Below are 12393 nucleotides of genomic sequence, written 5' to 3' on the forward strand. Positions count from 1 at the left end.
AGGCACATGACGAAAGAAGTACGGATGGTTTCCGCCAGTGGAATCCTGGGATATGGATTTCCGGAAGCGTCGCTGGCCAAGGCCCTGGAGGCGCGGCCGCACATGATCGGCGTCGATGGCGGCAGTTCGGATCCCGGCCCGCATTACCTGGGTTCCGGCAAGACGCTGAATTCCGCGCTGCAGATGAAGCGCGACATGCGCTTGCTGTTGCGCGGGGCCATGGCGCTGGACATCCCGATGATGATAGGCACCTCCGGCGGCGCCGGCGGCGAGCCGCACCTGCAGGCCTGCGCGGCGCTCGTACGCGAGATCGCGCGGGAAGAGGGCATGCATTTCAGGATGGCGCTGATCCATGCCGAGCAGGACAAGGAAAGCCTGAAGGCCGGTATCCGTGCCGGCCGCGTGCACCCGCTGGGCAAGGCCGCGCCCTTGTCCGAGGACACCGTGGACCGCGCGGAGCGCATCGTCGGCATGATGGGGCCCGAACCGCACCTGGCGGCGCTGCGCGCCGGCGCCCAGGTCATCCTGGCCGGCCGCGGGACCGATCCCGCGCCATGGGTCGCGCTGGCCACCCACCATGGGATCCCGCCGGCTCCGGCATGGTACGCGGGCAAGCTGCTGGAATGCGCTTGCAATGCCGCCCTGCCCAAGAAGCATGATTGCCTGGTCGCCACGGTGGGCCAGGACTATGTGGAAGTGGAGCCCGCCAACCCCGAGCTGCGCTGCACGCCTTTGTCGGTGTCCGTGCAGGCCTTGCATGAAAGCGCCAGTCCCATCGTGCGCCATGAACCGGGCGGCGTACTGGATACCAGCGCGTGCGCGATGCAGGCCGTATCCGACCGCCGGGTGCGCATATCGGGCATGCAGTGGAGGGCGCAGCCTTACACCATCAAGCTGGAAGCCGCGGCGCGTTCGGGCTACAGCGCCATCGCCTTTGCCGGCACGCGCGATCCCGGGCTGATCGGCCAGCTGGACAGCTTTATCGCGGCCGTGACCGAAGCGTCGCACACCAAGATCGCGGCGCTGGGCATCCCCCGCGACCGCTACCGCATCGTGATCCGGCTGTACGGCAAGGATGGCGTGATGGGCGAGTGGGAGCCGTTGCGCGGCATGCGCAGCCACGAGATCGGCATCCTGGCCGAAGCGGTGGGCGAAACGCAGGAGATCGCCAATGCCGCGCTGGCGCTGACCCGCGTGACCTTGTTGCACAGCGATTTCCCCGGCCGGCTGTGCCGCGAAGGCAACATGGCGTTCCCCTTTTCGCCATCGGATATCGAGCGCGGCGCGGTGTACGAGTTCACCATGCAGCACGTCATTCGCACCGACGACCCGCTGGGGATGTTCCCCGTCGAGTACGAGACGGTCTAGGGCCGTCATCGCCCCGGTGCCGCATGCCGGCGAAGCTTCCCGCAGGGCTTTCGGCGCCACGGTCCATGAGCAAGGATTCCGCAATGATCAAACTGAAAGACATCGCCAAGGCCTGCAAGAGCAAGAATGCCGGCCCGTTCGAATTGACCCTGGACATCATGTTCGACAGCGAGGAGACCTTCGAGAAAGTGCGCCGCACCGGCGTCATCACGCGCGAGCGCATCGCCTCGCTGTATGGCGTATCGCCGGACGACGTGCTGTTCACGGAATATCCGCCCGCGCTCGCTTTCAAGGCAACCCTGCCGCGGCGCGTCGTGTCGGGCGCCATCGGCGATACCGACGTCTACGGCGCCCAGCAGCACGCGCCGCTGCTGGACCTGGAACTGCCGCTGTAGCGTTCGCCAAGCGCCGATACCGAAGGAGACCGCCATGTACGCCGCGCCGCCCGCCGTGAAGACGGACGTGTTCACCCGCATCCCGGACCGATACCGCAAGGCCGGCCAACTGTCGGAGGAACGCCTGCGTGCCGGCAAGGGCACGCGGACCACGGACAGCTATATCGAGGGACCGTCCTTCGACAGGAACGGCAATCTGTACCTGGTCGACATCGCCTTCGGCCTGATCTTCCGCGTGTCGCCGTCGGGCGAGGTCGCGCAGCTGATCGAGTACGACGGCGAACCCAACGGCTTGAAGATCCATCGCGACGGGCGCATCTTCGTCGCCGACCACAAGAACGGGATTCTGCTGCTGGATCCGGACGCGGGCACCGTCGCGCCGTATATCCGCAGGGCCCGCACCGAAGGCTTCAAGGGCCCCAACGACCTGTTCTTCTCCGCCCATGGCGATCTTTACTTCACCGACCAGGGCCAGACCGGGCTGCAGGACCCGTCCGGACGCGTGTACCGGCAGGGCGCGGACGGCTACCTCGAATGCCTGCTGGACAACGTGCCCAGTCCCAACGGCATCGTGATGAATCCGTCGGAGACCATGCTTTACGTGGCGGCAACGCGCGGCAACTGTGTCTGGCGGGCCATGGTGCTGCCGGACCGGTCGTTGACGCGCGTGGGGCTGTTCGTACAGATGTCCGGCGGCAGCGGACCGGATGGCATGGCGGTGGACCAGGCGGGCAATCTGTACGTCGCGCATGCGGGCATGGGCGCGGTATGGAAGTTTTCGCCGCGCGGCGAGCCGTTGCTGCGCATCGACTCGTGCATGGGGCATATGACGACCAATATCGCCTTCGGTGGCAAGGACAACCGCGACTTGTACATCACCGAGTCGGAAAGCGGCAGCGTCCTGGTCGCCCGCATGGAAACACCTGGGCAGCCCATGTATTCGCACGCCGCATAAGGACGCCCGCGGGCGAACGACATCGACATTCACAGGAATCATCATGGAAAACTCTGTAGCTGCCCAAGAGGGCGGCAAGCGCGTGGATCCCGCGCGCATGCGCGAACTGGCCGCCGCCGTCTATGAAAGCGCGGGCGTGCCGGCCGACGATGCCATGCTCGCGGCCGATACCCTGGTGCAGGCCGACCTGTGGGGCCACCAATCGCACGGCATGTTGCGCCTGGGCTGGTACTACGCGCGACTGCGATCCGGCGCGATGAAGGCCGTGACGCAAACGCATATCGCGGTGGATGCCGGCGCGGTCGCCGTCATGGACGGCGGCGATGGCGTGGGCCAGGTCGTGGCGCGCCGCGCGGTGGACGAGGCGGTGGGACGTGCGCGCAAGCATGGCGTGGGCGTCGTATCCATCCGCAATTCGAATCACTTCGGCACCTGCATGTACTACACGCGCATCGGCGCGGAGCAGGGTTGCGTCATGATGCTGATGAGCAACGCGGGGCCCAATATGGCGCCCTGGGGCGGCCTGAAGAAGAAGATCGGCACCAACCCGTGGTCCATCGCCGCGCCGGGCGGCAGCCATCCGCCGGTGGTCATGGATATGGCCAATTCCGGGGTCGCGCGCGGCAAGATCTACCTCGCCAACAAGCGGCGCGAACCGATTCCCGCGCATTGGGCGATAGATGCCCAAGGCAATCCGACTACCGATCCGAAGGCGGCGCTGGAAGGATTCATTCTGCCCATGGCCGGACACAAGGGCTATGTGATGGGCGTCATGGTCGACGTATTGTCCGGCGTGCTGTCCGGCAGCGAATTCCTGGACCGTGTCCACGGCCCCTATGACCCCGTCAACCGCAGCGGCGCGGGCCACCTGATGATTGCCTTGAACGTGGCGGCCTTCCAGCCCATGGAGGAGTTCAACCGCCGCATCGACGCCTATATCGCATCGCTGAAGGATGTCCCGGTGGCGCCGGGACATCGCCAGGTCTATTACCCCGGCGAAATGGAGGTACAGGCTGACGCGGAGAACCGCGCGCGCGGCCTGGCGCTTCCCGCCGATACGCTGGCCGACGTCGAACGCGTCGCGCGCGAGGCCGGCGTGCCGTTCCCGTTTTGACCCAGAAAAAGGAGGAGACATCATGAACCGCAGATTCGTCATCCAGGCCGGTATCGCGCTGTGCGCCCAGGCGTGGATCGCCACGGCATCGGCGCAGGCCGCGCCGGACTTTCCAACCAGGACGGTGCGCATAGTTTCCGGCCTGGCGGCCGGCAGCAGCATGGACCTGGTCGCGCGCACCATCAGCCCGAAGCTGGCGGAGCTGTGGGGCCAGGCCGTCATTGTCGAAAACCGTGCGGGTGCCGCGGGCAATATCGCGGCCGAGCACGTCGCGCGCGCCGATGATGGGCACACGCTGCTGATCGCGCAGAACGCCATCACTGTCAGCGCATCGCTGTATCCGCGCCTGAAGTACGACTTGCGCAAGGACCTGAAGGCGGTATCGCAGGTCACCGCCATGCCCCATGTGGTGGTCGTCACGCCGACGCTGCCGGTGAAGACGCTGCAGGACTTCATCGGCCTGGCCAAGTCCAGGCCGAACCAGTTGAATTTCAGCAGCGCCGGTATCGGCAACGCCGACGATATGGCGGCCGAACTATTCGCGACGATGGCACACCTGCAAATGATGCACGTCCCGTACACGGGCGGCTCGCAGGCCCTGACCGCGGCCGCGGCGGGCGACGTGCAGCTGTACTTCCCTGGGCTGCCGGTCAGCCTGCCGCTGGTGAAGGCCGGCAAGGTGCGCGCCCTGGCCGTGACCAGCAAGACGCGGTCGCCCGCCTTGCCGGACGTGCCCACCATGCAAGAGGCCGGATTGCCCGGGTACGAGACCGTGCTGTGGTACGGGATATACGCGCCCGCATCCATGTCCGACGCCACCGTGAAGCGGATTTCCGCCGACATCGCAAAGGCTTTGCAGATGCCCGACGTGAAGGAAAAGCTGAATGGCGCCGGCATCGATGTGGTGGGCAGTTCGCCGGCGCAATTCCAGGCGTTCACCAACGCGGAGGTCGAGCGCTGGGCGACCATCGTGCGCGAGCGCGGCCTGAAGGTGGATTGAGCGCCGTGGGATGCGGCTGCCAGCTGTGGGCCGCCGGCTGCATGTCGCGGGGCCCGGGGCAGTGCCAGATTCATCCCGCCCGTGCGATCCGCCCCATGGGTTCCATGCATACTGCGCTTTTGTTTCGAGGAAAGCGCGCCCATGAGTCTTGCCGTTTTGAACAGCCGGGCGTTGATCGGGCTGCGCGCGGTGCCCGTGCGCGTGGAAACCCATCTGGCGTCTGGCTTGCCGTCGTTCACGGTGGTGGGACTGGCCGACGTGGCGGTACGCGAAAGCCGTGAACGGGTGCGCGCCGCCATCCAGAACAGCGGTTTCGAATTCCCCGCCGGCCGCCTGACCGTCAGCCTGTCGCCGGCGGATCTGCGCAAGGAGTCCGCGCGTTTCGATCTGCCGATCGCGCTGGGCGTTCTGCTGGCGTCCGGGCAGATCGCCATGCCGGAACTGCTGGACCGGTCCGGGCCGCCATGCCTGTCCGGTCTGGTCCTGGCCGGCGAGCTTTCCCTGACCGGTGTGCTGGTGCCGGTCGCGGCGCCCCTGGCCATCGCCTTGGGCGTGGCCGGCGAGCAGCCCGACGCGACATTGGTGCTGCCGTCCGCCAGCGCGGCCCAGGCCGCCCATGTGGAAGGCCTGCGCGTGTTGTCGGCCCGCACGCTCGCTGATGTGGTCGCACATCTGGGCGGCACCGCGGCCCTGCCACGCCCCGAACCCGCCCCTTGGCCGTCGGCGCCCGACGGGCCTTGCCTGTCCGACGTGCGCGGGCAGGGCGGGGCCCGCCGCGCGCTGGAGCTCGCCGCAGCCGGTGGCCACAGCCTGTTGATGGTGGGGCCGCCGGGCGCCGGGAAAAGCATGCTCGCGCATCGGCTTCCGGGACTGCTGCCGCGGTTGTCGCATCGCCAGGCCCTGGAGGTAGCCGCCATCGCGGGGCTGGCGGCCGGCGACGCCCTGTTCAGCGCGCGGCCGCCGTTCCGGGCACCGCATCATTGCGCGACTGCCGCTGCCCTTGTGGGCGGCGGGGCACGGCCGCGTCCGGGCGAAATCAGTCTCGCCCATCACGGCGTGCTGTTCCTGGACGAGCTGCCGGAGTTCGACCGGCGCGCCCTGGAGGCATTGCGCGAACCACTGGAATCGGGACGGGTATCGATCGCCCGCGCCGCGCATGCCCTGGAGTATCCGGCCCGCTTCCAGCTGATCGCGGCCATGAATCCCTGCCCGTGCGGCTGGCGCGGCCATCCGCGCATCCCGTGCCGCTGCACGCCGGAGCAGGCGGACCGCTATCGATCCCGGTTATCCGGTCCCTTGCTGGACCGTATCGACCTGCAGATCGAATTGCCGCCACCGGACCCGGACTGGATGGACGCGCCGGCGGGCGAGGGCTCCGCCGCGGTGCGGACACGCGTGCTGGCGTGCCGCGAGCTGCAGCTCGGCCGACAGGGAAAACTGAACGCATGCCTGGACGCGCGCGAACTGGATATGCATTGCGCGCTGTCCGACGAGGCACGCGGGTTGTTCAGGCGCGCGATGGTCAGCATGAATGCGTCCGGCCGGGCGGCGCACCGCGTACTCAGGGTCGCGCGGACGGCGGCGGATCTGCAAGCCGCGCGGCAGGTAGATGCCTGCCATATTGCGGAGGGCGTTCAGCTGCGGCAACCGCTTTGATCGAGGGCCATCCGGACGCGGGCGTCCACCGGCTCCGGTACGCGGTCCGCGCTCGCACACAACGCGTCGCGATCCATGCGCCCGTGCTACGGGGTTTTTGCACGCCCCTTGGCTTGCCTTGCCCGGCCGCTGCCGTCGACGCGGCTGCCCTTGCCGGCGACCGGATTCCGCTTGTCCGAGGTTTCCCCATATCGCCGCGCGATGGACTCCGCGGCCAGGCGCATCTGTCGAACGACTTCCGTGTAGCGGTCCTGCATCAGCCGGTTGGCCATGGCGGTGACGGTGACCGCACCCAGGGCGTTGCCGTCCGGTCCCGGGACAGGAATCGCCACGGCGCTCGTCCCCGGCATCAAGCCCGCGGGCGCATGGGCCACGCCGGTGGCGCGAGCGGTCGCCACGCGGGCGAGGATGTCTTCCTGCTTTTCGCCCAGCACCGACAGCCGTGCCGCATTGGCCGCCACAAGGGCGGTGCTTTCGCGCGGCGGCAGACTGGCCAGCAGCGCCACGCCGGATACGCCCACGCCCAGCGGTCGCCGCACCCCGACTTCGATGGACAAGACCTGGATGGGATGATGTCCCGTACGCCGGCCGATGCAGATGGAGTCGTGGCCGTGGCGTATGCTCAGGAACACGGTGTCGCCGACCTGATGCGCGAGTTCGATCAGGTAGGGATCCGCGAGGGTCAGCAAGGGGAAGCGCCGGGTGCGGGCCAGGCCCAGCAGGTTGATCTCCGGGCCGACCAGATATCGCCGCGTTTCCGGATCCTGTTCGATGGCGCCTTCCTGCACCAGCGTCTTCAGCAGGCGATGCACCGTCGGCCGGTTCAGGCCCGACATCCGCACGAGATCGATCAGGCGGACGCCGCGCTCCTGCCCACAGGCCACCAGGCGCAGTATGGCCATCGCGCGGCGAACGGTTTGCGCGCCGGCGGGGGTGTCGTCGGCGGATGTTTCGATCATGGCACTTCTTTCGACGCGGGGGCTTGCGCGGATGTGGGCGCCGCCGCGTCGCCGGCCGACCCGGCTGCCGGCGTGGCGTCGCGCGGCATGATGGACTTCGGCGTCTGGCGTACGGCTTTTTTGGTGACGATCGGCCCGAGCGACGCATAGTTGGGCCCACCCAGGCGGCACACCGGCCGCAGGAGTTCCGTTTCGATCTTGCCGTCGCGTGCCAGTCCGTCGCGGATGTGAAAGACCAGCACTTCGCCGACGAAGAACTCCGCGCCGGTGTCGCCGAACGGCGTGACGCTGTGGAAGCGGCATTCCAGGCTGATGGGGGCGGCGGCCAGGCGCGGAGTGGCTATCGTTTCGCCGGGCAGGGTGTCCAGGCCAAGGAGTTCGACCTCGCTGATTTCCGGAGGATGCTCTTCCGCGCTGGCGTGTATGGCATCGAGCAGTGTCTCGTCCCCGATGTTCACCACGAAATGGCGATGCGCCAGGATGTTGTTCGCGGTGTCCTTGCGCTGTCCGGCCTTGCGTCCGATGCTGATGCCCACCATCGGCGGCATGTTCGAGACAAAGGTGAAGCAGCTGAAGGGCGCGAGGTTGACCTTGCCGCCCGGCCCCAGGCTGCTGATCCACGCAATGGGACGCGGCACCACGATGCCGGTCATGAGCTTGTAGATCTGTTCAGGCGTGAGTTCGGGTGTGGCGATGCGCATGGTGGATTTCGATTTGGCGTCCAATTATTGAACCATTTATCGGTGCCGCACAATGACGGGCGGAAACTCTGTCACGTTATTTTCGATATTTTCTTTGAGATCATCCGGGCCGGCTGCCTGTGGGTTGTGCATTTTGTTCCATTATTTGGACTTTGTTCGGACTTCCGCATTGTCGGTCCGCATGCAAGTTTCTAGAGTTCTGCCTACAAGGTCGATGAACCGCAAGGTCGACCAACCACAAGATCGACACAACCTCGACGAACGCCTGGAGACAACCTCATGAACCGACGCCTGCTGGCCCGGGCCTGCGCAGCGATTGCGCTGGCCGGCCTGACCTCATACGCGCAAGCCGCCTGGCCGGACCGGCCCGTGCGCATTGTCGTGCCCTATCCGCCCGGTGGAAACGTCGATGTGGCCGCCAGGCTTATCGCGCCGGGATTGCAGGCCGCGCTGGGGCAGCCGTTCATCGTCGACAACAAGCCCGGCGCGGGCGGCATGATCGCCGGCGAGTTCGTGGCGCGCGCCGATCCGGACGGCTATACGCTGTTCATGGCCGCCAATGGGCCGCTGCTGTTCAGCCCGCTGATCTTCAAGCGGGCGGCCTACAAATGGGATCATGATTTCGCGCCGATCAGTTCGATCTCGTACACCCCGCTGGTGCTGGAGGTGAAGCCGTCCCTGCCGGTGAAGACGGTGGGCGAGCTGATCGCGCTGGCCAAGAAGGAGCCGGGCAAGCTGACCATGGCGTCGCCGGGCGCGGGCACCACCAATCACCTGGTCAGCGAACTGCTGCAGCATGTGACGGGAGCGCGCTGGACCACCGCGCAGTACAAGGGCAATGCGCCGGCGAACACCGATCTGCTGGGCGGCCAGGTGGACTTCCAGTTCGACCAGATCTCGGTGGCCCTGCCCTTTATCAAGGAGGGCCGGCTGCGGGCCCTGGCCGTGACCACGGCGCAGCGCCTGCCGTCCATGCCCGACGTCCCGACGTTCGCGGAAGCGGGCGTGCAAGGCATGGAGGCGTCCACCTTTACGGGCCTGCTGGCACCCAAGGGAACGCCGCCGCAAATCCTGTCGCGGTTGAGCCAGGCGCTATCCGGCATCCTGGCACAGCCGGAGATCATCAAGCGCTTCGACGACCTTGGCGCGCAGGCGCGCGGCAGCACGCCTGAGGAGTTCACCCGCTACCTGGCCGCCGAGGACGCCCGCTGGACGCCCATCATCCAGCGTGCCGGCATTACCGCCAATTAAGGCGCATCGCGCTTTACCCAACCGGAATATCGCCATGACCAGACGCAGCATCTACGCCGAAGGCTTCAGCCACAAGAATCCCATCCCCGCCGCCTGCCGGATCGGCAACATGCTTTATTCGGGCAGCATCCAGGGCACCGATCCCGCCACGGGAGCCTATGGCGAGACGCTGGAGCGCCAGTGCGAGTTGATGTTCGACCACGTGCGCCGCATCGTCGAGGCTGGCGGAGGTTCGCTGGGCCACATCGCCAAGATGACCGTCTGGATGCGCGACCGCGGCCAGCGCGCGGCCCTGAACGCCGCCTGGCTGCGCGCTTTTCCGGATCCCGACGACCGTCCGGCGCGCCATACGATGAAGGCGGACCTGGATGGCGACAAGTTGGTCGAATGCGATTTCATCGCGGTGCTGGGACAGGAGTAAGCGGCATGGCGCAATACCAATCCTTCCATCCCCATCCCACCGCGCCCCGCACACGCCTGCCCGCGGGATCCTGCGACAGCCAGTTCCACGTATTCGGGCCCGCCGACCGCTACCCGGTGCGTCCGGGAGCGGCCTATGAGATGCCCGGCGCCACCATCGAAGTGGCCTTGCGCCTGCATCGCCTGCTGGGCATCGAACGCGGGGTCATCGTGCAGGCGACGACCTACGGTGCCGATCACCAGGTCGTCCTGGATGGGCTGGCCGCCGCGGGCCCCAACTATCGCGGCTGCGCCAATGCGGCCGTCCTGGCCGAACGCGACGATGCCTACATTGCCCGCCTGCACGATGCCGGTGTGCGCGGCGCGCGCTATACCCGGCAAGGCCTGGGAATCAGCATGGAGCCGGCGGCGTTCCGGCGCTCCATCGCGCGCCTGCGGGAACTGGGCTGGTATGCGAAGTTCCAGCCGGAGCCTGATGGCATCATGGCCCAGGCGGCCCAGTTCGAGGACCTGGATATCCCGGTGCTGATCGACCACATGGGACGTGCCGACCCGGCGCAGGGGCCGCGCGATCCCAGCCGCTGCAAGCTGGTCGAGCTGCTCGGGCGCGGCAATTTCTGGGTGATGCTGTCCCTGACGGAAAAACTATCGAAAGCGGGCGAGCCCTGGGACGATGTGGTGCCGCTGGCGCAGGCCCTGATCGCGGCCAATCCCGATCGCGTCGTCTGGGGAAGCGACTGGCCTCATCCGGTTTCCGTCAAAGCGACGCCGGACGAAGGCCGCCTGGTGGACCAGTTGGCGCGCTACGCCGGCGATGCCGCCACGCTGCACAAGATCATGGTGGACAACCCCGCCCGCCTTTTTGGATTCGAGCCATGAAACTGCTTTCCTTCGAACATCGGGGCCGGGCCGGTTTCGGCCTGCTGCGTGGCGATGCCGATATCGTCGATCTTAGCGGCCTGGGCCATGCCAGCCTGCGGGCCGCGCTGGCGGCGCAGGCGCTGCCCGAACTGGCGCGGCGCGCCGAAGGCATGCACGCCACGCTGCGTCTGGCCGACGTGCGCCTGCTGCCGCCCATTCCGTCGCCGGAGAAAATCATCTGCGTCGGCGTGAACTACGGCAAACGCAACGAGGAGTACAAGGACGGCAGCGCGCCACCCGCCTATCCCAGCGTGTTCCCGCGCTTTCCCGGCTCCTTCGTCGGCCACGGCCAACCGCTTCTGCGTCCCGCCGAGTCCGAGCAGCTGGACTACGAGGGCGAGATCGCCATCGTCATCGGCAAGCGCGGCCGGCGCATCGCCGCCGCGCATGCCTGGTCTCATGTGGCCGGGCTGACATGCGCCAACGAGGGTACGGTGCGCGACTGGCTGCGCCATGGCAAGTTCAATGTCACCCAGGGCAAGAACTTCGATGCGAGCGGCTCGATGGGCCCCTGGATGGTTACCGCGGATGCCTTCGATCCGGCCGCGCCGCTGACCGTCACCACGCGCGTCAATGGCGAACAGCGGCAGCACGACACCACCGCGAACCTGATGTTCCCGTTCGCCGAGCTGATCCGCTACATCTCGATCTGGACCACGCTGGAGCCCGGCGACATCATCTCCACGGGTACGCCGGTGGGCGCCGGCGTGCGCTTCGATCCGCCGCGTTTCCTGAAGCCGGGCGACGTCGTCGAAGTCGAGGTGCCGGGCATCGGCGTTCTGTCCAACCCGGTGGCCGACGACCCGGCCACGATCGCCTGAAGGTACCGCAATGCTCAACGACGAGGACCGTGCCCGCGCCGCCGATATGCTGATGGAGGCCGAGCGTACCGGCCAGCCGGCCGCGCAGCTGGCACTGACGTTCCCCGGCATGGAGATTGCCGATTCCTACGCCATCCAGAAGCGCATCATCGACCTCAAGATCGCCCGGGGCGCGCGCCTGCGCGGGCACAAGATCGGCCTGACGTCCAAGGCCATGCAAAGCACGGTCGGGATAGACGAACCCGATTACGGGCATTTGCTCGATACCATGTTCTTCCAGGATGGCCAGACCATCTCCACGGAAAAAATGATCGTGCCGCGCGTGGAGGTCGAGCTGGCCTTCGTGCTGGGCAAGGCATTGCAAGGTCCGGATGCCACACTGTTCGACGTGCTGGACGCCACGGACTACGTCGTCCCGGCGCTGGAGATCATCGACGGCCGCAGCAGATATCCGCGTACGATCGTCGACAACATCGCCGATAACGCCGCCTGCGCGGGGATCGTCCTGGGTGGCCGTCCGGTTCGGCCCATGGACATCGACCTGCGCTGGGTCGCGGCCATTCTGCTGAAGAACGGCGTCATCGAAGAGTCGGGCGTGTCGGCGGCGGTACTGGGCCATCCGGCACTGGGCGTCGCCTGGCTGGCCAACAAGCTCGCGCCGCATGGCACGGGACTGGAGGCCGGCCATATCGTTCTGGCGGGGTCCTTCACACGCACCGTGGCGGTGGGGCCCGGAGACACCTTGCATGCCGATTATGGGCCGCTGGGCGGCATCTCCGTTCATTTTTCCTGAATCCGGCAATAAGCGCCGGCCGTCGTCCGGGCGACAACC

The 12393-nt window shown here is 67.1% G+C and carries 13 protein-coding genes; 11 read left to right on the forward strand and 2 right to left on the reverse strand.

Going from position 1 to position 12393, the window contains the following annotated elements; translation table 11 throughout:
- Positions 1–6 precede the first annotated feature (6 nt).
- The 6 genes from CAL28_RS11095 (at position 7) to CAL28_RS11120 (ending at position 6488) form a co-directional block, all read left to right on the forward strand.
- The gene (locus CAL28_RS11095; RefSeq protein WP_254926090.1) at positions 7–1368 is read left to right on the forward strand and encodes an acyclic terpene utilization AtuA family protein; all 1362 of its coding nucleotides are present in this window, start codon (positions 7–9) and stop codon (positions 1366–1368) included.
- 83 nt (positions 1369–1451) lie between these two features.
- A complete protein-coding gene (locus tag CAL28_RS11100; RefSeq protein WP_094841437.1) occupies positions 1452–1763 on the forward strand; it encodes a DUF4387 domain-containing protein in 312 nt (103 codons plus the stop codon).
- Positions 1764–1797: 34 nt separating this feature from the next.
- Entirely contained in the window at positions 1798–2718 is a 921-nt protein-coding gene (locus CAL28_RS11105; protein WP_094841438.1) for an SMP-30/gluconolactonase/LRE family protein, read from the forward strand.
- Between the two features lie 43 nt (positions 2719–2761).
- Positions 2762–3832 (forward strand): Ldh family oxidoreductase, encoded by a 1071-nt coding sequence (locus tag CAL28_RS11110; RefSeq protein ID WP_094841439.1) that lies wholly within the window; start codon positions 2762–2764, stop codon positions 3830–3832.
- A 22-nt stretch (positions 3833–3854) separates the two neighbouring features.
- A complete protein-coding gene (locus CAL28_RS11115) occupies positions 3855–4832 on the forward strand; it encodes a Bug family tripartite tricarboxylate transporter substrate binding protein (protein WP_094841440.1) in 978 nt (325 codons plus the stop codon).
- Between the two features lie 141 nt (positions 4833–4973).
- On the forward strand, positions 4974–6488 hold the full coding sequence (locus CAL28_RS11120) for a YifB family Mg chelatase-like AAA ATPase (RefSeq protein WP_094841441.1): 1515 nt from the start codon (positions 4974–4976) through the stop codon (positions 6486–6488).
- An 86-nt stretch (positions 6489–6574) separates the two neighbouring features.
- Here the strand turns inward: CAL28_RS11120 and CAL28_RS11125 are convergent, their stop codons facing one another.
- Both CAL28_RS11125 and CAL28_RS11130 read right to left on the reverse strand, forming a co-directional pair.
- On the reverse strand, positions 6575–7447 hold the full coding sequence (locus CAL28_RS11125) for an IclR family transcriptional regulator (protein WP_094841442.1): 873 nt from the start codon (positions 7445–7447) through the stop codon (positions 6575–6577).
- Positions 7444–8148, reverse strand: a complete 705-nt coding sequence (locus CAL28_RS11130) for a flavin reductase family protein (protein WP_094841443.1) — start codon at positions 8146–8148, stop codon at positions 7444–7446. The genes CAL28_RS11125 and CAL28_RS11130 overlap by 4 nt, the downstream gene beginning before the upstream one ends.
- A gap of 279 nt (positions 8149–8427) precedes the next feature.
- On the opposite strand from CAL28_RS11130, the gene CAL28_RS11135 reads away from it, so the two are divergent.
- The 5 genes from CAL28_RS11135 to hpaH are packed head-to-tail and all read left to right on the forward strand — an operon-like array spanning position 8428 to position 12354.
- The gene (locus CAL28_RS11135; RefSeq protein WP_094841444.1) at positions 8428–9399 is read left to right on the forward strand and encodes a Bug family tripartite tricarboxylate transporter substrate binding protein; all 972 of its coding nucleotides are present in this window, start codon (positions 8428–8430) and stop codon (positions 9397–9399) included.
- A gap of 34 nt (positions 9400–9433) precedes the next feature.
- Positions 9434–9820 (forward strand): RidA family protein, encoded by a 387-nt coding sequence (locus CAL28_RS11140; RefSeq protein WP_094841445.1) that lies wholly within the window; start codon positions 9434–9436, stop codon positions 9818–9820.
- Positions 9821–9825: 5 nt separating this feature from the next.
- A complete protein-coding gene (locus CAL28_RS11145) occupies positions 9826–10698 on the forward strand; it encodes an amidohydrolase family protein (protein WP_094841446.1) in 873 nt (290 codons plus the stop codon).
- A complete protein-coding gene (locus tag CAL28_RS11150; RefSeq protein WP_094841447.1) occupies positions 10695–11561 on the forward strand; it encodes a fumarylacetoacetate hydrolase family protein in 867 nt (288 codons plus the stop codon). The genes CAL28_RS11145 and CAL28_RS11150 overlap by 4 nt, the downstream gene beginning before the upstream one ends.
- A gap of 10 nt (positions 11562–11571) precedes the next feature.
- The gene (gene hpaH, locus CAL28_RS11155; RefSeq protein ID WP_094841448.1) at positions 11572–12354 is read left to right on the forward strand and encodes a 2-oxo-hept-4-ene-1,7-dioate hydratase; all 783 of its coding nucleotides are present in this window, start codon (positions 11572–11574) and stop codon (positions 12352–12354) included.
- The last annotated feature ends 39 nt before the right edge of the window (positions 12355–12393 follow it).

Origin of the sequence: Bordetella genomosp. 11 (genome assembly GCF_002261215.1) — a bacterium.
GTDB lineage: Bacteria > Pseudomonadota > Gammaproteobacteria > Burkholderiales > Burkholderiaceae_B > Bordetella_C.